The following is a 22,177-nucleotide window of genomic DNA, read 5'->3' on the forward strand; positions in this document are numbered from 1 at the left end:
TGATTATTTCTCCTGTTGCTCAGGTTTCCACGTTCTTAAGCCCCAAATAACGAAGCCGATAATAAAGAACGCACTTGGTGCAAGAAGGAATAAACCGTTTGGTTGATACCAACCGCCGTCTTGAATAGTTTGGAATACAGGGAAACCGAACAAACGACCAGAACCGATTAATTCACGTAATGTGGCGACAATTAATAAGATCGCACCATAACCTAAACCGTTACCGATACCGTCAACAAAGCTTTCTAACGGTGGTGATTTCATCGCAAACGCTTCTGCACGGCCCATTACGATACAGTTTGTAATGATAAGACCGACGAATACAGAGAGCTGTTTAGATAAACCATAAGCATAAGCTTTTAATACTTGGTCAACCAAGATTACTAAAGACGCGATAATCGCCAGTTGCACAATGATACGGATACTATTTGGAATATAGTTACGAATCAATGAAATAAACAAACTGGAAAAACCGGTTACCAAACTTACCGCAATCGCCATTACGATCGCTGTTTGTAATTGGGTTGTTACCGCTAATGCAGAACAGATACCCAAAATTTGCAAGGCAATCGGGTTATTTTTAACAATAGGATCGAATAAAAGACCTTTCAAATTTACTTTTGCATCAGCCATTATTTGATTTCTCCTGCTTTAAATTTCGCTAAGAATGGACCAAAGCCATTTTGGCTGAACCAATAATCAAATGAACCTTGAACACCGTTACTGGTTAAAGTTGCACCTGATAAACCATCTACACCGTGCTCTTTATCTGCAGCAGAGCTACCTTTGTAGATTTTGAATTTTTGGTTACCTTGTTCATCGAATAATTTTTTATCGACAAACTGTGCTTGCCAACGAGGGTTCGCAATTTCGCCCCCAAGACCGGCTGTTTCACCTTGGTCATAGTAAGTGATACCTTTGATGGTATTTCCATCTGGTGCAACCGAAACGAAACCGTACATGGTTGACCATAAACCGCGACCATACATTGGTAATACGACTTGGCTGACATTGCCTTGCTCATCTTTTACAAGATAAACACGTGCTTGATTTGCACGAACTTTAATTCCTGCTTTATCTGCTTCCGCTGGAATTGCTTGGCTTTTTGCAGGATCTTTAATGGCATCTTTAGGTTCAAATTTGTTGATTTCTTCTGCTGAAGCTTGAACGTAATCACCACTTTGCAAATCCACTAAACGAGGTTCAATAAATTTGTTGTAAGTGTCTTTGATTACTGATGCATTATCTTCTTTCATTAAGCCAGCAACAGTTAAAATGTTACGTTGAACGTCGAGTGCTTTTTGTTCATCTTGTTTGGATTTTAATGCTACTGCAGCACCAGAAACCACGATAGAACACACTAAACTTAGCAACACAACAACGGTAACTGTACCGCTAACGCTATCTTTATTAAATTTAGCCATTTGTTCTTGCTCTCCGACGTTTGATATTTGCTTGAACCACGATGTAGTCAAAAATTGGTGCAAATAAGTTTGCAAATAAAATCGCTAACATCATCCCTTCTGGATAAGCTGGGTTCACTGTACGAATTAATACAGCCATCACGCCAATTAACGCACCGTACCACCATTTACCCGTATTGGTGAATGAAGCTGATACAGGGTCTGTAGCCATGAAGATCATACCAAGTGCAAAACCACCTAATACAAAGTGCCAATGCCAAGGCATTGAGAACATTTGATTAGAATCAGAACCGATTAAGTTGAATAAGGTTGCTGTACCAATCATACCGATCATGACACCAGCCATAATGCGCCAAGAAGCAATACGGGTGAATACAATTAACGCACCACCGATTAATAACGCAAGCGTTGAAACCTCACCCATTGAACCAGGAATATTACCGATGAATGCATCCATCCAAGTAATAGGTTGACCGGTTACAGTGTGTTGTAATGCTGCTTGACCACCTTGAGACCATTGTGAAAGTGCGGTTGCACCAGAGAAACCATCTGCAGCAGTCCATACTAAGTCACCGGAAATTTGAGCCGGATAAGCAAAGAATAAAAATGCACGGCCAGCAAGCGCAGGGTTCATAAAGTTACGACCTACACCACCGAAGATTTCTTTCGCTACCACGATACCAAAGCTGATACCAAGTGCCGCTTGCCATAATGGCAATGTTGGTGGAACGATTAACGCAAATAAAATGGTTGAAACGAACATCCCTTCATTTACTTCATGACCACGCACCACTGAGAACAATAATTCCCAAATTGTACAAACAGTGAATACCACTAAGTAAATTGGTAAGAAGAAGATCGCCCCTAACGCCATTTTTGAGCCCCAAGTTGCATTATTGGTTAAGTCTAAACCTAATGAACTTGCAAGCGCATAGTGCCAATCGTTAGCAATCAATTGATCTAAATTGCCTAATTGATTTAAAGCGGGGATCGCTTGGTTACCCACATTGTACATCCCGTAGAAAATCGCAGGGAACAACGCAAGGAAAACCGTAATCATCATACGTTTTGAGTCTAACGCATCACGAACGTGTGTGTTTTTGTGCGTTACCGTACCTGGTGTGTAAAGCAAGGTATAAATCGATTCAAAGATCGGATAAAGCTTGCTGTATTTACCGCCTGGTAAAAACGCGGGTTCCATTTTTTCAAAAAGATTTTTTAAACCCATTTTTAACCTTCCTTCTCAATCTTATCTAATACTTGACGCAAGATTGAACCGTATTCATATTTGCCCGGGCAAACGAAAGAACATAACGCTAAGTCTTCTTCATCTAATTCAAGACAACCTAACGCTTGTGAACCGTCGGTATCGCCCACGATTAAATCACGTAATAATAATGTCGGTAAAATATCCAACGGCATCACGCGCTCATAGCTACCGATTGGTACCATTGCACGCTCACCACCATTTTCTGCAGTAGTGAAGTTGAATAATTTTTTACCAAAGTGGCCTAATACGGTACGGGTAATCGAATATTTGTTCGATTGTGGAGTGATCCAACCTAAGAACTCTTTCTCATTACCTTCTGCAATCACAGAAACTTGTAATGCATAACGACCTAAATAGTCGTGAGCATCTTTTGCTGTTTGACCACAAAGCACAGAACCAGAAATCACACGGTTATTACCGTCTTTTAACTCACCTGCCGTTAATTGAGAAAGGTTAGCACCAATTACGGTACGAACTAGACGAGGCTCTTTCACTTGCGGACCAGCAAGAGAAACAACGCGCTCAACATAAAGTTCGCCCGTAGTGAATAATTTACCTACAGCAATCACATCTTGGTAATTGATGTGCCATACGGTTTTATGAACACCAACCGGATCGATAAAGTGAATATGTGTACCCACTAAACCTGCAGGGTGAACACCGCCAAAATCATGTACTTTTAGGTTAGCTAAATCCACGGTTGGAATATTACTATTACCCGCTTTACATAGATTTAATGGTTTATTTGGGAATAGACGACTTAATACTGTTAAACCGTCAATAAAATCTTGCCAATGCTCTTTTAACACCACCTCTGGATTTGCTGCCAAAGGATTAGTATCCATCGCATTTACAAACAGAGAAGAAGGTTCTGCATCTAAGGCAGGCACTTTGCTGAACGGACGGGTGCGGAATGCTGTCCACAAACCGGATTCAACGAGGTTTTGTTTAACTTGTTCAGAAGAAAGCGTATTGAGCTCACCTGCGTTATATTTAGCGAAAGTAACTTGATCGTTACCTTGCACATCAATGACCACAGATTGTAATACACGTTTTTCGCCACGATTAATTACAGTGATAGTACCACTTGCAGGGGCTGTGAAAACCACTCCAGGGTTTTTCTTGTCTTCAAAAAGCACTTGGCCTTTTTTCACAACATCGCCTTCACGTACCTTCATAGAAGGACGCATACCCACATACTCTTCACCAAGAATCGCAACCTGATTCACAGCGTTACCGCTATGGATTACTTGTGCTGGTTTTCCTGCAATAGGAAGATCCAAGCCTTTTTTGATTGTAATCATACTGTTTGCACTACTTTTCTAGGTTAAAAACACGATTGCGATTAAAGCATACACTCTAAAAGCAATCTCACGATTGAGCGTGACCAGAAAACACTTTTAAGATCAAAGCGTTATTAACTGACACATAAATTCAAAAACTCAAATCTGTTTAATTCCTCGATGAGTAAGAAATTACTTACACATCCAGAAATTGAAATTCGAAAATTAAAAGCGCCTTATTTTATCGAAAAATGGGCTTTTATTCCACTTTACGCCCTTACTTTTTGTGAAATATTTGTGAACCTTTTAGACTCATACTTATTAGGAGTTAGAAATAAATAGGAATTAAAAATAAAAAAGAGAGAATGTCTCTTACCTTCTCTCTTCTTATGAAAATCGACTATAGGGAACGTAAGGGAACACTTACTGTCCAACACCAAGACAATTTGGTGATTTTGGAAATGCTTCACCTAGGCTCTCCCATTCGCTTTTTGTATAAAGGTGAAGCGCTAATGCGTGAATGCCATTTTTTAAATCATCAGCAAAAAGTTGGTAAAGTTTTTGGTGGCGCTGCACCTTGCGAATGCCTTCAAAAGCATCGCTGACAATCACTAATTTAAAATGAGAATCAGCCCCTCGACCGGAACTGTGCATATGACTTTCATTTTCTACGGTGGCAAAGTGCGGTTGAAATTCGGTCTGAATTCTCTCTAATAATTCTTGCTGTTTTGACATAAATAAACTCCCTAACTTTTTGCTATACATTCAGCGTTAAGTTTGTAAGAATAACACAAATTAACCTAATTCAATGAGGAAATTATGAAAGTAACAAACAAAATCAAAGCATTATCAACAATGACGTTGGCCGCTGCAACATTATTTTTAGCAGGTTGCCAAGCGCAATCTAATACCTTAACTTTTACCCCTCAATCGCCAACTGCATCAATGAATATTAACCAATCAGCAGTGGTAACAGTTAATACTCGCGATTCTCGCCCACAACAAGAAATTGCAACCTATACTAAATCAGGTGAGCTGATTAAATTAAACGCATCACCAAGCGTTACTCAACTTTTCCAACAAGTAATGCAACAAAATTTAGTCAGCAAAGGGTTCCGTATCGGACAAGCTAATAATGCGAATGCTGGTGTAACCGTTGAAGTGAAAGAATTCAACACTCACGTAGATCAAGGTAATTTACGTTATACCTTGAACAGCAAAATCCAAGCAGTTGTTTATGTACAAGGTCCACGCGGACAATACAACAAAACCTTTAATGCGACCCGTTCACAATCTGGCGCATTTAATGCGAGCAATGATGAAATTCAAAAAGTGCTAGGCGAAACCTTCAAAGATATTGTTAATAATATTTATCAAGATCAAGAAGTTACTAACGCAATTAATCAATATACTAATTAATTAAAAGTGCCGTGTCCTTTTCAATAATACTTGACGAAAGCGCCTTTCAAGCGTAACATTCGCCCGATTTTTTAACGAGAAGGACACACACTTTGGACAGTCATAGTCGATACCGAATATCGCTTTAGACTCTCGCCTCTTATCAGCGAGAGTTCGCTGGTAATCAATTTACCTTTCTTCGGCATCTTTTATCGAACGAAACCCATTTTTAAAACATACAAAAATTTGACCGCACTTTTCTCTAGTGCCAATTTCGTTTGATCTTTTTTTGTTCACTGTTGGATCTTCATAATCCCCAAAGGAGTATGACCAATGATTAACGCTTTTGCCATTAACGATTCCCGCTTGCTTCGTATTGATGACGAACCAGCCGAGCTCAGTTCTGCCATTTGGTTAGATTTACTGGAGCCGACAGGGGAAGAACGTGAAATGTTGCAAGAAGGCTTAGGACAAAGTCTCGCCTCATTCCTCGAATTAGAAGACATCGAAGCATCCGCGCGTTTCTTTGAAGACGAAGACGGCTTGCACTTGCACTCATTCTTTTATTGTGAAGACGAAGAAAATTACGCCGACCTCGCAAGCGTGGCGTTTACTATTCGTGATGGGCGCTTATTTACCCTACGCGATCGTGAATTACCTGCATTCCGTTTATATCGTATGCGTTCCCGTAGTCAACGATTATTAGAATGTAATGCATATGAAGTTTTACTCGACTTATTTGAAACCAAGATTGAGCAATTAGCGGATGTTATCGAAAACGTTTATGCGGATTTAGAAAAATTAAGCCGTGTAATTCTAAACGGTACACAAGATGAAGCTTTCGATGAAGCCTTAAATACGCTAACAGAACAAGAAGATACCAGTTCTAAAGTGCGCTTATGTTTGATGGATACACAACGCGCATTGGGTTTCTTGGTACGTAAAACGCGTTTACCGGCAAATCAGTTAGAACAAGCTCGTGAAATCTTACGAGATATCGAATCCTTGCAACCGCACAATGAGTCTTTATTCCAAAAAGTAAACTTTTTAATGCAGGCGGCAATGGGTTATATTAATATCGAGCAGAATAAAATCATGAAATTCTTCTCGGTGGTCTCTGTGATGTTCCTACCGGCAACACTTGTGGCATCCACTTACGGAATGAACTTTGAATTTATGCCGGAGATTCATTTTAAATATGGCTACCCAATGGCTATTGGCTTAATGATTGGTGCGGCGATTACACCTTACATCTATTTCAAACGGAAAGGTTGGTTATAATGGAAATTTCCCAAACTGCGTTATTTTTAGGATCGATTATCGATCTATATTGTTTAGTGTTAATTTTACGCGTATGGCTACCATTAGCGAATGTGGATTATTACAATCCCATTTCTCAATTTACGCTGAAATTTACCCAGCCAGTTATTGCCCCATTGCGTAAAGTTTTTCCAGTGGTGAAAAAAGTGGAAACCGCTGCGCTGGTTTTAGTCTTCTTGCTTTGCGGATTAAAATCGATTCTATTCGGCGGGTTAAATCTCAACTACTTCCTACTATTGGGCATATTAGGGCTGATTAAAAATATCGGTATAGCCATTTTCTATGTATTAATCGCCGGTGCAATTTTAAGCTGGTTTAATCGTGGCAATAATCCTGCATTCTATGCGTTATATCAACTTACCGAACCATTATTGAAACCCATTAAACGCATTTTACCAACTGTGGGCGTGATTGATTTTTCACCGATGGTTATTGCCATTATCCTGTTATTTTTGAATAATCTCTTTTACGATTACTTTAACCTTTTATGGGCAATTGCTGCGTAAAGTGCGGTCAAAAATAACATTATTTTTCGGGCTGGATTTTCCAGCCCTTATTGTAAATATGGTAAGTAAATTTAGTTATGTCAGCAATCGAACAAACGACTGAAGGGCTACGTCTCAAAATCATTTTGCAACCCAAAGCTAGCAAAGATCAAATCGTGGGATTACATGATGACGAACTCAAAATCACGATCACCGCGCCACCTGTTGATGGTCAAGCCAATGCTCACTTGCTGAAATTTTTGAGTAAAGCATTCAAAGTACCCAAAAGCTCGATAGTTCTTGAAAAAGGTGAATTAAACCGACATAAACAAGTTTGGATTCCTTCGCCTAAATTAATTCCATCTGAAATTCAAAATCTCTTATAAAATCAGCAAAAAAATCACCGCACTTTCTACCAATTTTCCCTGTTTTACGCTATCCTATATCACATTTTACAAATCAAAACATGCCGCAAAGTGCGGTCAAAATTTAAGGTGATTTTCTATGCAACAACATTACCGTCCCGATTTGATTGAACCTGCAGTTCAACAATATTGGGCTGAAAATAAAGTCTTCAAAGCAATCAAAGATACGTCTAAAGAAAAATATTACTGCCTTTCAATGTTCCCTTACCCATCTGGTCGTTTACACATGGGCCACGTGCGTAACTACACAATCGGTGATGTGGTTTCTCGTTATCAACGTATGAACGGTAAAAATGTGTTACAGCCAATTGGTTGGGATGCATTTGGTTTGCCGGCTGAAGGGGCTGCAATTAAAAATAAAACTGCACCCGCGAAATGGACTTACGAAAATATCGAATACATGAAAAACCAGCTCAAAATGTTGGGCTTTGGTTATGACTGGGATCGCGAAATTGCGACCTGCCGTCCAGAATACTATAAATGGGAACAATGGTTCTTCACTGAGCTTTACAAAAAAGGCTTAGTGTACAAAAAAAACTCAACCGTAAACTGGTGTCCGAACGATGTAACTGTGTTGGCGAACGAACAAGTGCACGACGGTTGTTGTTGGCGTTGTGATACTCCAGTAGAACAAAAAGAGATCCCTCAATGGTTTATTAAAATCACTGATTATGCAGAACAATTATTAGGTGGATTAGACCAACTTCCACAATGGCCAGACATGGTAAAAACCATGCAACGCAACTGGATTGGCCGTTCTGAAGGGGTCGAAATTACTTTTGATGTGGCAGATACCGCAGAAAAAGTTGCGGTTTATACGACCCGTCCAGATACCTTCTATGGTGTAAGTTATTTAGGTATTGCAGCAGCGCATCCATTAGCGGACTTAGCAGCAGAAAAGAATCCTGAATTAGCCGAATTCATCCGTGAAGCGAAAAATGCCAAAGTGGCGGAAGCAGACCTTGCCACGATGGAGAAAAAAGGGATGGCAACCGGCTTATTCGCCATTCATCCATTAACCGGTGAAAAATTACCGATTTGGGTCGCTAACTTTGTATTAATGCATTACGGTACTGGCGCAGTAATGGCGGTTCCAGCACATGACCAACGTGACTTTGAATTTGCTCAAAAATACGATTTACCAATTAAACAAGTGATCGCACCGCTTGCTGATGAAGAAATTGATTTAACCAAACAAGCTTTTGTTGAGCACGGTAAATTAGTGAACTCTGCTGAGTTTGACGGTTTAGATTTTGATGGTGCATTCAACGGTATCGCGGATAAATTAGAAAAATTAGGCGTGGGTAAACGCCAAGTGAATTACCGTTTACGTGACTGGGGTGTTTCCCGTCAACGTTATTGGGGGGCACCAATTCCAATGCTGACCTTGCCAAACGGTGAAACCGTACCGGCGCCAATCGAAGATTTACCGATTATCCTGCCAGAAGACGTGGTCATGGACGGCGTGAAAAGCCCAATTAAAGCCGATCCAAACTGGGCGAAAACTACCTTCAATGGTGAACCTGCGTTAAAAGAAACCGATACCTTTGATACCTTTATGGAATCGTCTTGGTACTACGCACGCTACACTTCACCAAACTATGCTGAAGGCATGTTGGATAAAGATGAAGCTAATTACTGGTTACCGGTGGATCAATATATCGGTGGTATCGAGCACGCAACAATGCACTTGCTCTACTTCCGTTTCTTCCACAAATTATTGCGTGATGCAGGTTTCGTAACGAGTGATGAGCCAGCGCAAAAATTATTATGCCAAGGCATGGTGTTAGCCGATGCGTTCTACTACACCAGCCCGACCAACGAGCGTATTTGGGTGAGCCCAACGCAAGTGACCCTTGAGCGTGATGAAAAAGGTCGTATCATCAAAGCCACTGATCCGGAAGGCCGTGAATTGGTGCATACCGGTATGACCAAAATGTCGAAATCCAAAAACAACGGTATCGACCCACAAGAGATGGTGGAAAAATACGGTGCAGATACCGTGCGTCTTTTCATGATGTTCGCGTCTCCTGCAGAAATGACACTTGAATGGCAAGAATCTGGCGTAGAAGGAGCAAAACGTTTCTTAGGTCGTGTATGGAATTTGGTGTATGAATACAGCCAAAATCCTGCAAAAACCGCTTTAGATGTGACCGCACTTTCTGCAGATCAAAAAGCTCTTCGTCGTGATGTGCATAAAACGATCGCGAAAGTGAGTGATGACATTGGTCGTCGTCAGACTTTCAATACCGCTATCGCGGCAGTGATGGAGTTAATGAATAAATTAACTCGTGCGCCATTAGAAAGCGAACAAGATCGTGCGGTTATGGCAGAAGCATTAAGCGCAGTCGTGCGTATGCTTTACCCAATCACACCACATATCTGCTTTGAGTTATGGAAAGCTTTAGGCAACGAAAGCAACATCGACCATGCAGAATGGGTGAAAGCTGATGAAGCGGCGATGGTAGAAGATGAAAAACTTATCGTGGTGCAAGTCAACGGTAAAGTACGTGGTAAAGTGACTGTTGCAGCTGATGCGGATGAGGAAACCGTGAAAACTGTTGCATTTGCAGATGAAAATGTGAAGAAATTTACTGACAATACACAAATCGTGAAAGTGATTTATGTACCAGGTAAATTGTTAAATGTGGTGGTTAAACCGCAATAATCCATAAAATAACTGCATTTTATTCCAAGCGTTGCATAAACGGCTCTTAAACAAAATAAAGTGCGGTGAATTTTACAGGTAATTTTTATGATGAAATCAATCAAAGCGATCTGCTTAGTTGGGGCAACTGCCTTTTTAACTGCTTGTGGTTGGCACTTCGATAATGGTGCTGCTGTTCCGGCGGAATTAAAAACAATGGCCCTTGAAAGTAGCGACCCATACAGTGAAATGTCAATGGCAATGCGTAAGCAACTGCTTAGCAACAACGTAAACCTTGTTCCTGCAAAACAAGGTGTGCCAGTGTTGCGTTTAAATAAACAGACTTCGAGCGATAAAGTGGCGTCAGTCTTTAAACAAGGCCGTGAAGCAGAAAAAGTACTGACCCTTGATGTTGAGGCTAGCGTGCGTTTAGCAAATGGGGAAACCTATCCAATCTCTGCAAAAATCAACCGCACTTTCTTTGATAACTCTCGTGCTGCATTAGCAAAATCAGCTGAGCGCGATGTGATTTGGAATGATATGCGTGAACAAGCGGCTCGCCAGTTAATTAATAAAATGGCCGCCTTGCAACATCAAGTTCAAGGAAAATAATGAACCGCATTTTTCCTGAGCAACTAGCCTCTAACCTGAACAGCCATTTAGCGAAAGTCTATTTTTTGGTTGGGACAGATCCCCTGTTGCTCAGTGAAAGTGAAGATCTCATTCATCAAGCAGCCCTTCTTCAAGGTTTTGATGAAAAAAATCAAATCATCATAGATACTAATACTGACTGGCCTGCCTTAATTGAGGCCAGCCAATCTATGGGGCTCTTCTTTAATAAGCAAATTTTCATTCTTAATTTACCCGAGAATTTGACCGCACTTTTACAGAAAAACCTTCAGCAATTTATCAGTGGATTAAATGAAGATAGCTTGCTTGTTCTCACCTTGCCTAAATTGTCTAAAGTAGCCGAAAAACAAGAGTGGTTTATTCAGGCAAATCAACTTGATCCGCAATCTGTGATCGTGAACTGCCAAACGCCGAGTTCAGAACAGCTTTCTCGTTGGGTGAAGCATCGTACAAAAAACATGGGATTATCAGCTGATGAGGAAGCCATTCAACTACTTTGTTACAGCTATGAAAATAATCTCCTGGCATTGAAACAAGCGTTACAGCTTTTAGATTTGCTTTATCCTGATCACAAACTCACTTATAACCGCGTTAAATCCGTCGTAGAGCAATCTTCAGTCTTTACCCCTTTCCAATGGATTAATGCTTTGTTATCAGGCAAGGCTAATCGCTCAAAGCGAATTTTGCAAGGTTTACAAGCTGAAGATGTGCAACCTGTCATTTTATTACGTACTTTGCAACGTGAACTGCTCACCTTGTTAGAATTAACAAAACCACAGCAACGTAATCCATCTCTTAAAACGGAATTACCAACACAGACACTCAAAGCGGATTTTGACCGTCTCAAAATTTGGCAAAGTCGTCGTCCTCTTTATACAGCGGCAATACAACGACTCACCTATCAAAAGCTCTTTGAAATATTGCAAAAGTTGGCAGATATTGAGCGCACAACCAAGCAAGAATACGGTCAAGACGTGTGGGTAAAATTGGCAGACTTATCGGTTAAATTTTGCTTATAAAAAAATCTCGGCGTTAACCGAGATTTTTTATTATTGTGCAATTTTTAAATCTTGATACAGATAATTTCGATAACTATTCACTAAATCCATATCCTCTGCATCTTCGAGCTTACCTTGGCTTAACTGACGCATAGCGATATTTGCTCGCATAAAGTCATCTTTCGGTGATAAACCTGCCACATCAAGTAACACGCCACCAACAAAGGCTAAATCTAAGAAATCTTGCTGTTGAACAAAGTCAGTTTTACGATTAGTTCTAACCACAAATTGAGTCACATAATCTGGATTTACAAAATTACCTTTTTTCGGTGGAAGCTGATTATCAAAAGCGACTTGGTGATCACCAAAATAACCGAATACATAAGGTGTTTCACGCGATTTTAAATAATCATTTAAACCTTCAATCGCCTCATTAAGGCTATCAATACGATCAATATAATCGTTCAAGCAAGAAATCGCTTTTCCTCCTAAACGCTTACTCGCCAAATTAAAATGGTTTAGCATATTCGTGTTGTAAGGGCCATGCTCTTTCATCGTGAGCACATAAACAAACATGGGCTGTTGTACATTTTCCAATGATGGATGCTGTTTCTGCAAAATCAGTTTGGTGTAATACATCATCTCTTCACTGCTAATATGCCAAAGATTTTTGCTGATTGATGCGGGATAGCCTAAATCTTGTGGTTGCAACATCAAATCAAAACCAAAGTGGTCATAAGCAGGTTTTGCGTTGTAGTTACCTTTCGTAAAAGGCGATAACGCCACGCAAAAATAGCCTTGCTCACGAAGGTTTTTAATAAAACCCGTCTGTAAGTGTGGGACAACAGAATAAAACACCCCACTTGCTAAAGCACCAAAATCAGTTGAAGGCACCCCTGCAAGGAAAGCAAATTCAGATTTCCACGTTGCGCCGCCCACCGTATGTACACGCAATGGACTCACAAATGCGGTATCTTCTTGCTTATTAAACATCGAAAATGGCGGGATGGTTTCCGCATCAAAATCAAATTGATGAGGATTCAAGGTTGATTCTTGTAAACAAACCACAATGTCGGGTTTTTCTGCACTTTCAGTTTTACTCTCAGCCTTTTCATTTAAAAGTGCGGTCATTTTTTCTTTAAATTTTTGGCTATTACCTTCAAATTCTGGCACTTTAAAGAATACGCCACGACAAGACATTGGTAAGTTTAAAAAGACATCTCGGCCATCATCTGGCAATGAATCCAGCCAGACTTTTGTTGCATCTGGATCTTTAGAATAATGCCACATTAACCCAAAGCTCGTTGCAGCGAGTATTGCTGCAAATACACGAAATCCAGTTGCGGCACTTTCTGCATCTGACCAGCCAAAGACTGCATAGCCAAGTAGGCCTAATAGCCCCAACACGCCGAAAATCGCCCCTTTATAATGTAAAAGGGTTTCCCAATTTCGCCAGTCTGTCACGAGCCAAAAATCTGAAATGAGTAAAGGTTGTTTGTAGTAATGAATTTTCATTCGATGGAATAGCATCAACACAACAAAAAGCACGGACGCAAAATTCAATCCGCGTTGCCATTGACCAGTTATCGCAAACATTGAGCTAAACAATAAAACGAATAATGCAATCGCAAAAAAATATGTCCAACGATAGTGCGAATTGACGATAAAAATCACCGTCGCAATAAAAAATAAACTCAGAAAAATACTTGAAATCATAATAAATAAATTTGATTAAATGTTATTTGACACTTTCAGCCACTAAACGCTGAATCAGCTTCAAATTGGCTGGTGGGAATTGCCCTGCATCAAGCTCCCCTTGTTCAAGCCAGAAGCCTTCCTGGCCTTCGCGTCCAAAAGGCTCGCCGATCCATTCTGTGACCAAGTAAAAACTAAAATCTAAAATTTTGGTTGGATATTCAAATTGAAAACATTCGTACAGTTCAGCATTTAAAATATGAATGCCAATCTCTTCTTCCAATTCTCTTTTTAAGGCTTCTTCAGGGGTTTCACCTGCATCAACTTTACCACCTGGAAATTCTAATGCCTGTGCAAAATCTTGCCCTTCTAAACGCTGGGTCAAATATAGCTGCCCAAATTCATTACGAATAATCCCTGCCGCAACTTGAATGATAGGCTTACTCATCATTTTTCCTTATCTCAAAAGTAGAAAGAGCGGTCATTTTTAGCGGTGTTTTAAAACACGCAAAAATTTAACCGCTCTTTTCCTTAACTAAGCATATCGGGCTTTATTGCCGTGACAATGCTTGTATTTTTTACCTGACCCACAAGGACAAGGTTCATTACGTCCAATATGGCGATCTGAATAGTCCTCGCTTCGAGCTTGCTCTGTGTTTTCACCTACAGGATGATGCGTTTGAGCTTCACGCTCAGCCATTGCTTGACGTGCACGTTCTGCTTCTTCCATCTCTTCCTGCGTACGTACTTTCACACGAGTGAGTGTCGTAATCACATGATGTTTTAAAGAATCTAACATTTCAGTAAACATACGGAAAGATTCTTTTTTGTACTCTTGTTTTGGATCTTTTTGCGCATAACCACGTAAATGGATACCTTGACGTAAATAATCCATTGCAGCCAAGTGCTCTTTCCAGAGTTCATCAAGGGTTTGTAACATCACGCCTTTTTCGAAATGACGCATGGTTTCTTCACCCGCAAGCGCTTCTTTCGCTTTGTATTCATCTTCCGCTTCTTGAATAATGCGCTCACGCAAGTTTTCTTCGTGAAGATTATTATTTTCTTCTAACCAATGTTCAATTGGTAACTCAAGGCCAAACTCTTGCGCTAAACGCTCTTCTAAGCCTTTAATATCCCATTGTTCTTCCAACGATTGCGGTGGAATATACTGGTCAATCACATCGTTAAATACATCGCTGCGGATTGCTTTAATAGTCTCTGAAATATCATCATTATCGAGCAAGTAATTACGTTGTTCGTAAATCGCATGACGTTGGTCGTTCGCTACATCATCATATTCAAGCAAGTTTTTACGACCATCAAAGTGGAACGCTTCTACTTTCGCTTGCGCTGATGCGATCACTTTAGCAAGAAGCTTAGACTCCATCGCTTCGCCTGGTTGAGTGAAGGCTTTACGCATCATATTCAATTTACCTTCATTCAGATAAATACGCATTAAGCCATCTTCTAAAGAAAGGTAGAAACGTGAAGAACCTGGGTCACCTTGACGACCTGAACGACCACGCAACTGGTTATCAATACGACGGGATTCATGACGCTCTGTTCCGATAATATGTAAACCACCGGCTTGCATTACGATCTCGTGATTTTTCTCCCACTCAGCTTTGATTGCCTCAATTTGCTCTGGTGTTGGATTATCCAATTTTGCCACTTGAGCTTTCCAGTTACCGCCCAGGATAATATCAGTACCACGACCTGCCATATTGGTTGCAATGGTTACCGCACCTGGTGCCCCCGCTTCAGCAACGATTTCCGCTTCTTGTGCGTGGAATTTTGCATTCAATACATTGTGTTTGATGCCCGCTTTATCTAACGCTTGAGAAAGCATTTCTGATTTTTCAACTGATACGGTACCCACAAGAACCGGTTGATTGCGAGCAACGCAGTCTTTGATATCTTCAATAATCGCATTAAATTTGTATTCTTCATTCTCAAACATGACGTCCGTACGATCATCACGAATCATTGGACGGTTGGTTGGGATAACGACAGTTTCTAAACCATAGATTTGTTGGAATTCAAAGGCTTCGGTATCTGCTGTACCTGTCATACCCGCTAATTTGTCATAAAGGCGGAAGTAGTTTTGGTAAGAAATAGAGGCAACAGTTTGGTTTTCGCTCTTAATTTCTACCCCTTCTTTCGCTTCGATCGCTTGGTGTAAGCCATCAGACCAACGACGACCTGCCATTGTACGACCAGTGTGTTCATCGACGATCACGATCTCGCCATCTTTCACGATATAGTCTACATCGCGCTCAAATAAGGTGTTTGCTCGTAATGCCGCCATAACATGGTGTAACAATACAATACGCGCAGGTGAATAAAGTGAATCACCTTCAGGCATTAAACCTTGTTCGATTAACCAATTCTCTACTTTTTCTTGACCACGCTCAGTCAAATACGCCTGTTTGGTTTTAAGATCTAAGGTGTAATCGCCTTCACCGGTATATTCTTCGGTGTCTTCTTTTTCTTGCTTAACTAAATTCGGAATTAATTTATTTACCGCAATATAAAGCTCTGAACTGTCTTCCGCATGACCTGAAATAATCAACGGCGTACGTGCTTCATCGATTAAGATTGAGTCCACCTCATCCACTAACGCATAACCTAAATGACGTTGGAAACGCTCTTCTTTAGAATGCGCTAAGTTATCACGAAGGTAATCGAAACCTAATTCGCTGTTTGTCGCGTATGTAATATCAGCCGCATAAGCTTCACGTTTTGCTTCAGGCGGTAAGCCAGGGATATTCACCCCAACAGTCATACCTAAGAATTCAAATAACGGACGGTTGGTATCCGCATCACGACGTGCTAAGTAATCATTCACTGTCACAACATGTACGCCTTTACCTTCTAACGCCATCAAATAACAAGGCAAGGTTGCGGTTAAGGTTTTACCTTCACCCGTACGCATCTCAGCGATACAACGGTTTGTTAACACCATACCACCAATTAATTGCACATCGAAATGACGCATACCGAGTACACGTTTACCCGCTTCACGCACGGTAGCAAACGCTTCAGGTAAAAGTTGTTGTAAGGTTTCACCGTTAGCTAAACGGCTACGGAACTCGTCAGTTTTTGCTCTTAATTCATCATCACTTAATGCTTCAAAAGCCGGCTCCATTTTGTTGATTTTCGCAACTTGTTTTCTTAATTTACGTAAAATACGGTCGTTACGGCTACCAAAAATTTTTGTTAAAAAACTCATAATTTCTCTTTCAAATAAAAAATAAAAAGGATCATCCGATTAAAAAATCGGTTCGTTCAAAAATAAAAAGAAAATTAAATGATGGCTGGGCCGGCACGAATAGGGGCAAAAACAGGAAATTCCGCCGCGATAAAGTGCGGTTGAATTTTTTCGTGTTTTTGATTGGAATGGGTTTTGTGATTTGCTGGCTGAGGTTGAACCTGCAATGCTTGACGAATTTCACGCACCGCAATCAACATATGTTGTTCAGATGATGTTTGGTAATTTTCGCCACTCATATTTGATGAAGGCTGAGCCTCCAATCCCTGAGCAACAGGTAAAGCAAAAATCGCAATCATGCTTAACAGCAACTGCGACCAGAAATTTGTTTTACCTTTGTTTGATTTCATCATCTTATTGTCTCTGACAAAATTTGTGTGTATTGTATCGGAAATTCAACGTAAAGTCATTATTGGGGTATTTTTGTGGAAAACAAGCATGAGCGTTATCAAAAAGCCATGAATATTATTGATGTGCTAGAAGGATCACAATTTGCCAAAATCATGCAGAAAGGGTTAATGTTGAATGAACTGAATCAAAACATCAGCCGTCTTTTCCCTCGAGAATTTAAAGGACTCTTCCGGTTAGGCTCCATCACAGATGGGAAACTCTTTATCGAAGTCAAAAGCGCGGTCGTTCGCCAAGGAATTTTATTTCGCCAACGCGAATTACTCACTGCAATTCAACCGACTTATCCCGAAGTAAAAGGATTTGAGATTAAAATCAACCCGGAATTAACCTGCTAAACTAACCTTTAAAGATAGCGATTAATTCTTTTACTTTGACTCGTTTTTCTGAAGATTGACTGATCGAGCGCTGTACTTTAACGCGTTTGAATTTTGCCCCTTTATAAATCTCACGTGTAAATTTCGTATCGTGGTTAGAAATCACGACGGAAATTTGCTTTTCTTTTTGTGCTTTCTTTGCACATTCCGCTAAATTCTTTTGATGCTCAAGACCAAAAGCATTCCCCGCATATCCAGTAAAATTAGTATCTTGCGGAAGCGGTGCATAAGGCGGATCACAGTAGATCACGCTATGCTTATCCGCTAATTCAAACGTTTGTTGAAAATCAGCACATAAAAAGACCGCACTTTGTGCCTTATGAGCAAAATAGCGCAATTCATCTTCAGGGAAATAATGGGTTTTATAAGCCCCAAAGGGTACATTAAACTCATTTTTACTGTTATAACGGCATAATCCGTTAAACCCAAAACGATTCAAATAAAGGAACAACACCGAACGCTCGAAAGGATCGGTGGATTGATTAAAGGCTTCACGCTGTGCGTAATAATAGTCGGCTGTATTGGCATTCTCTGCAAAGAAAATTGGCTTACAAGCCTCAATATAGGCATCCACATTGTCTTTGACGATATTAAACAAGTTAATCAAATCAGGATTAATATCTGCCAAAATATAACGTTCAAAATGGGAATTCAAAAAAACAGCACCCGCGCCAACAAAGGGTTCAATCAAACACTGTTTTCTTTTTGGAAAGACTCGGTTGAGATCGTCCGTTAAACGAAATTTACCACCCGCCCATTTTAAAAACGGGCGGTGTTTAATTCGAGGTTTCGTTTTGTTATTTTTCGGACGCAACATGAGAGCAATGACAGTTAGTCATGTTGTGTGCAACGCTCAATCGCGTTTAGCACAAGAGATTTGTCAGTATCAGTCGCCACGTAGGCTTGACCAAGGGCTTTTAGCAACACTAGACGTAACTTGCCTGCCAACACTTTTTTATCTCGCATCATATGCGGTAAATAATCGTCTGGTTGCATGGTATCAGGCGAAACGGTCGGCAAATTAGCACGCGCTAAAAGTTTTTCTAAACGTGCAACATCTTCAAAAGAAAGATCGCCTAATTGTTCAGATAACACCGCAGCCATCATAGTTCCTGCTGCAACAGCTTCACCATGTAACCAGTTTCCGTAACCTAAATGTGTTTCGATCGCATGCCCAAAAGTATGGCCGAGATTTAGTAATGCACGATCACCTTTTTCAGTTTCATCACGCGCAACAACATCCGCTTTGATTTGGCAACAACGCGCAATGCAATGCTGCAGTGAATGTTGATTTAACGCAACTAATTCATCAATATGTACTTCAAGCCATTCAAAAAAGATATAATCTAAAATCGCCCCATATTTAATGACTTCCGCAAGTCCCGCATTCACTTCACGTTTTGGCAAGGTATTGAGTGTAAGGGTGTCAATGATCACCGTAGAAGGTTGATAAAATGCCCCAATCATATTTTTGCCCAATTCATGATTAACGGCTGTTTTGCCACCAACAGAAGAATCCACTTGGGCTAATAATGTGGTAGGAATTTGAATAAAACGCACGCCACGCTGATAGCTTGCTGCAGCAAAACCTGCCACATCACCAATCACACCACCACCTAATGCAATAATGGTGGTATCTCGCCCATGATTATGCTTTAAAAGTGCGGTAAAAATGAGGTTTAAAGAATCGAGCGTTTTGTATTTTTCGCCATCAGGCAATAATACCGATTCAACCTGACAGCCGATTTTTTCTAAGGTTTGTGTAACGGTTTCAAGATAATATTGTGCGACGGTTGGATTAGTCACGATCATCACTTTATCCCCTTTCTTCAGCGGATAACAGGTTTCATCTTTTAATAAACCTTCGCCAATATAAATGGGATAACGACGTTCTTTTAATTCAACATTTACGCACAACATTTTTAATCCTTAGAGTGAACCGTTTAAGCCGTTTAGATTATCAATTAAATCAACAATTTGATTAACCATTACTTTGGCATTTTGCTCATCTGTTGGCAAAGTAATATCCGCAATTTCTTCGTATAACGGATTACGCACTTTAGCTAAATCTTCAAGCACTTGACGTGGGTCATCAGCCCCTTGTAATAATGGGCGCTTTTTATCACGTTGTGTACGTTGATATTGCTTATCTACCGTGGTTTCTAAATAAATGACAATACCACGAGCAGAAAGATAATTACGACTCTCTTTTGACATCACTGCTCCACCACCTGTGGAAAGCACGACGCCCTGTAATTGAGTTAATTCATTGATAATACGTTCTTCACGCTTACGAAAGCCTTCTTCGCCTTCTAAATCAAAAATCCAGCTAATGTCTGCTCCCGCTCGTTCCTCAATTACTGCATCTGAATCGACAAAATCCATATTCAATTGTTGCGCAAGCTGACGGCCAATGGTGCTTTTACCCGCGCCCATTGGACCTACTAAAAAAATATTACGTTTTTCAGCCATTGTTATTCTTCTAACTTAAATAATGTTCAAATTAATCTTTCCTAATAAAAACTGGCCACCTGAAAAAATGGCAGCCCGAAAGATCACCCAAAAAATAATGAAGATTATCGCAATAAATCCCCCTATGTTTCAACCTTTAGCGGGAATTTATTTTAAGAAGCACAAAAGTGCGGTCAGTTTTTGAGGGATTTTAATGAATGATGAAGTCAAATAGAGTATCGAGATAAAACATCCTAAAATTTAACCGCACTTTACAAACAAAAAAGGCCATTCAAACGAATAGCCTTTTCTTTTATCAGTTAATTATAGATAACCAAACAAGCTTGTGAAAATGTAGCCAAATATACATGAAGTGATTACACCGATTAAGCCCGGTAAAATAAAGCTGTGGTTAATTACAAACTTACCAATGTGGGTTGTACCTGAACGGTCGAATTGGATTGCCGCAAGGTCGCTCGGGTAAGTAGGTAAAATGTAGTAACCGTAACAAGCTGAAGCAAAGGCCAAGACAATAGCTGGATCCACACCGATACCTAAAGCAAGCGGAACGAATGCAACTAACGCTGCGGCTTGTGAATTTACGAATTTAGAAATTAATAACAACATTAATGCGTAAGTCCAAGGATGCGCTTTTACCACATCACCAAGTGCCGCTTTCATCATTGGTGTATGAACGGTAAACATGGTTTCTGCCATCCAAGAAATCCCGAATACAGCCACCAACGCAATCATACCTGAACGGAAAATTTCATTTTTACTGATTTTGCCTGTATCAGTTTTTGTAAAGATAACAATTAATGCACCCGCTAATAACATGAAGATTTGAATAACGTGAACCATACTTAAATTCACTTTTTTCTTCGCCGTATCTTTTAATACGATTGCAGCATTATCGATAGTTTCGGTTTTATCTCCCGCTGTGATCACAACACTGTTATCTTGAGCGGTAATTGTTTGAGCAACTTCACCTTTATCGTTATAAATCGCGACGTTGTTATAGGCTGTTTTTGCTTTTGCTTTACTGTCTTTAACATCAAGCACTAATGTACCGTCTTTTGCTAACGCAACGATTTTACCGTCTTTAACATTAAAGGTTTTCACAGCTTTATCAGCAGAAACGATTTCAACCACTTGAGCTGGTGCTGATTTTTCAAAGGCTGGGCGTAAATCTTTAAAGTAACCTAATAGCGCTACCACTAAAATCGCACCAAAGAAGATCCACATCGCATTCCAGCTAGATTGTGGCAATTTTTTGTCTAACAATGATGTGCTATCACCATAAACATATTTTTTGAATTCGGGATCTTTTAATTTCTCTTGGAATTCTGGGTCTTTATCTAAATCTTTACCACGGAACCAGCTGAAAATACCGATAGCTAATACACCACAAAGGGTTGAAGGCACAGTAATTTTTAATAAATCTAAATAGCCATCAAAACCTGTTAATGGGGTTTTAGCATTCACTAAGAATGTGGTTAAAGTCACTACTGCTACAGAAACTGGTGACGCGATGATACCCATTTGAGAGGCAATTGAACTTGCCGCCATTGGACGTTCAGGACGAATATCATTTTTGATCGCAATATCATAGATGATTGGTAACATGGTATAAACTACGTGACCTGTACCACATAAAATGGTTAAGAAACAGGTTACAAACGGAGCCAAAATACTGACATATTTCGGGTTACGACGAAGCATTTTCTCCGCAATTTGTAACATTACATCTAAACCACCACTGGCTTGTAATGTTGCCGATGTGACCACCACCGCAAGGATAGTTAACATAACATCGATAGCTGGCTTACCTGGTTCAATACCAAAGCCGAAAACAAGAACAATTAAGCCTACTCCACCGAGCATACCCAGTGCGATACCACCTTTTTTTGCCCCGTAAAACAAACAGATAAGAACAATAGCAAGCTGAATAGCAAACTGGCTACCTTCACCTAGGTTCATTAGAAAATCCATAAGATACTCCGAATCATTTTATGGTTAATTAGAAAAAAATTTGGACCAAATATTAGCACTAAAATTAACTCATAATAAGTATTTTTAGGGTAAATTTTGTTTT

At 40.1% G+C, this 22,177-nt stretch carries 21 protein-coding genes; 8 read left to right on the forward strand and 13 right to left on the reverse strand.

The features are described 5' to 3' along the window. Window positions 1-3: 3 nt before the first annotated feature. From INQ00_RS00865 to INQ00_RS00885, 5 genes are all read right to left on the reverse strand, one after another. Window positions 4-633 carry an NADH:ubiquinone reductase (Na(+)-transporting) subunit D gene (locus INQ00_RS00865; protein ID WP_005695375.1) on the reverse strand — a complete coding sequence of 210 codons (630 nt, stop codon included), beginning with the start codon at window positions 631-633 and terminating at the stop codon, window positions 4-6. Beyond that, complete coding sequence (locus tag INQ00_RS00870; protein ID WP_111327723.1) at window positions 633-1,424, reverse strand: Na(+)-translocating NADH-quinone reductase subunit C; 792 nt, start codon at window positions 1,422-1,424, stop codon at window positions 633-635. The genes INQ00_RS00865 and INQ00_RS00870 overlap by 1 nt, the downstream gene beginning before the upstream one ends. Further along, window positions 1,417-2,652, reverse strand: a complete 1,236-nt coding sequence (locus INQ00_RS00875; RefSeq protein ID WP_049358020.1) for an NADH:ubiquinone reductase (Na(+)-transporting) subunit B — start codon at window positions 2,650-2,652, stop codon at window positions 1,417-1,419. Before INQ00_RS00875 ends, INQ00_RS00870 begins: the two co-directional genes overlap by 8 nt. 2 nt (window positions 2,653-2,654) lie before the next feature. Beyond that, window positions 2,655-3,998, reverse strand: coding sequence for a Na(+)-translocating NADH-quinone reductase subunit A (locus INQ00_RS00880; protein ID WP_197547014.1), 1,344 nt, complete (start codon window positions 3,996-3,998; stop codon window positions 2,655-2,657). Between the two features lie 402 nt (window positions 3,999-4,400). Beyond that, a complete protein-coding gene (locus tag INQ00_RS00885; RefSeq protein ID WP_197547015.1) occupies window positions 4,401-4,712 on the reverse strand; it encodes a BolA family protein in 312 nt (103 codons plus the stop codon). Between the two features lie 84 nt (window positions 4,713-4,796). On the opposite strand from INQ00_RS00885, the gene INQ00_RS00890 reads away from it, so the two are divergent. The 7 genes from INQ00_RS00890 (at window position 4,797) to holA (ending at window position 11,901) form a co-directional block, all read left to right on the forward strand. Continuing rightward, complete coding sequence (locus INQ00_RS00890) at window positions 4,797-5,396, forward strand: YajG family lipoprotein (RefSeq protein WP_049369783.1); 600 nt, start codon at window positions 4,797-4,799, stop codon at window positions 5,394-5,396. A gap of 312 nt (window positions 5,397-5,708) precedes the next feature. Continuing rightward, window positions 5,709-6,656 (forward strand): magnesium/cobalt transporter CorA, encoded by a 948-nt coding sequence (corA, locus tag INQ00_RS00895; protein WP_197547016.1) that lies wholly within the window; start codon window positions 5,709-5,711, stop codon window positions 6,654-6,656. Continuing rightward, window positions 6,656-7,201 carry a YggT family protein gene (locus INQ00_RS00900; protein ID WP_197547017.1) on the forward strand — a complete coding sequence of 182 codons (546 nt, stop codon included), beginning with the start codon at window positions 6,656-6,658 and terminating at the stop codon, window positions 7,199-7,201. Before corA ends, INQ00_RS00900 begins: the two co-directional genes overlap by 1 nt. A 77-nt stretch (window positions 7,202-7,278) precedes the next feature. Beyond that, window positions 7,279-7,566 (forward strand): DUF167 family protein YggU, encoded by a 288-nt coding sequence (yggU, locus tag INQ00_RS00905; protein WP_128786903.1) that lies wholly within the window; start codon window positions 7,279-7,281, stop codon window positions 7,564-7,566. Window positions 7,567-7,684: 118 nt separating this feature from the next. After that, entirely contained in the window at window positions 7,685-10,273 is a 2,589-nt protein-coding gene (leuS, locus tag INQ00_RS00910; RefSeq protein WP_197547018.1) for a leucine--tRNA ligase, read from the forward strand. 87 nt (window positions 10,274-10,360) lie between these two features. Next, complete coding sequence (locus INQ00_RS00915) at window positions 10,361-10,864, forward strand: LPS-assembly lipoprotein LptE (RefSeq protein WP_197547019.1); 504 nt, start codon at window positions 10,361-10,363, stop codon at window positions 10,862-10,864. Then, on the forward strand, window positions 10,864-11,901 hold the full coding sequence (gene holA, locus INQ00_RS00920; protein ID WP_197547020.1) for a DNA polymerase III subunit delta: 1,038 nt from the start codon (window positions 10,864-10,866) through the stop codon (window positions 11,899-11,901). Before INQ00_RS00915 ends, holA begins: the two co-directional genes overlap by 1 nt. A gap of 30 nt (window positions 11,902-11,931) precedes the next feature. Here holA and INQ00_RS00925 read toward each other — a convergent pair whose 3' ends face one another. The 4 genes from INQ00_RS00925 to secM all read right to left on the reverse strand — a co-directional run bounded on the left by INQ00_RS00925 (window position 11,932) and on the right by secM (window position 17,199). Then, a complete protein-coding gene (locus INQ00_RS00925) occupies window positions 11,932-13,596 on the reverse strand; it encodes a sulfatase-like hydrolase/transferase (protein WP_197547021.1) in 1,665 nt (554 codons plus the stop codon). Window positions 13,597-13,618: 22 nt separating this feature from the next. After that, the gene (gene mutT / locus INQ00_RS00930) at window positions 13,619-14,023 is read right to left on the reverse strand and encodes an 8-oxo-dGTP diphosphatase MutT (protein ID WP_197547483.1); all 405 of its coding nucleotides are present in this window, start codon (window positions 14,021-14,023) and stop codon (window positions 13,619-13,621) included. A gap of 87 nt (window positions 14,024-14,110) precedes the next feature. After that, the gene (gene secA / locus INQ00_RS00935; protein WP_197547022.1) at window positions 14,111-16,807 is read right to left on the reverse strand and encodes a preprotein translocase subunit SecA; all 2,697 of its coding nucleotides are present in this window, start codon (window positions 16,805-16,807) and stop codon (window positions 14,111-14,113) included. A gap of 74 nt (window positions 16,808-16,881) precedes the next feature. Beyond that, on the reverse strand, window positions 16,882-17,199 hold the full coding sequence (gene secM, locus INQ00_RS00940) for a secA translation cis-regulator SecM (protein ID WP_197547023.1): 318 nt from the start codon (window positions 17,197-17,199) through the stop codon (window positions 16,882-16,884). Between the two features lie 72 nt (window positions 17,200-17,271). Here secM and INQ00_RS00945 point away from each other — a divergent pair, with 72 nt between their 5' ends. Beyond that, window positions 17,272-17,592 carry a DciA family protein gene (locus tag INQ00_RS00945; RefSeq protein ID WP_197547024.1) on the forward strand — a complete coding sequence of 107 codons (321 nt, stop codon included), beginning with the start codon at window positions 17,272-17,274 and terminating at the stop codon, window positions 17,590-17,592. Window position 17,593: 1 nt separating this feature from the next. Here INQ00_RS00945 and INQ00_RS00950 read toward each other — a convergent pair whose 3' ends face one another. The 4 genes from INQ00_RS00950 to INQ00_RS00965 all read right to left on the reverse strand — a co-directional run bounded on the left by INQ00_RS00950 (window position 17,594) and on the right by INQ00_RS00965 (window position 22,074). After that, window positions 17,594-18,448 carry a Dam family site-specific DNA-(adenine-N6)-methyltransferase gene (locus tag INQ00_RS00950; RefSeq protein ID WP_049367337.1) on the reverse strand — a complete coding sequence of 285 codons (855 nt, stop codon included), beginning with the start codon at window positions 18,446-18,448 and terminating at the stop codon, window positions 17,594-17,596. A gap of 14 nt (window positions 18,449-18,462) precedes the next feature. Beyond that, complete coding sequence (gene aroB / locus INQ00_RS00955; protein WP_197547025.1) at window positions 18,463-19,551, reverse strand: 3-dehydroquinate synthase; 1,089 nt, start codon at window positions 19,549-19,551, stop codon at window positions 18,463-18,465. A 9-nt stretch (window positions 19,552-19,560) separates the two neighbouring features. Next, window positions 19,561-20,103 carry a shikimate kinase AroK gene (aroK, locus tag INQ00_RS00960; RefSeq protein WP_005698062.1) on the reverse strand — a complete coding sequence of 181 codons (543 nt, stop codon included), beginning with the start codon at window positions 20,101-20,103 and terminating at the stop codon, window positions 19,561-19,563. Window positions 20,104-20,406: 303 nt separating this feature from the next. Then, complete coding sequence (locus INQ00_RS00965) at window positions 20,407-22,074, reverse strand: anaerobic C4-dicarboxylate transporter (RefSeq protein WP_197547026.1); 1,668 nt, start codon at window positions 22,072-22,074, stop codon at window positions 20,407-20,409. Between the last annotated feature and the right edge of the window lie 103 nt (window positions 22,075-22,177).

This window comes from Haemophilus parainfluenzae, assembly GCF_014931275.1.
In the GTDB taxonomy this organism is placed as follows: Bacteria; Pseudomonadota; Gammaproteobacteria; order Enterobacterales; family Pasteurellaceae; genus Haemophilus_D.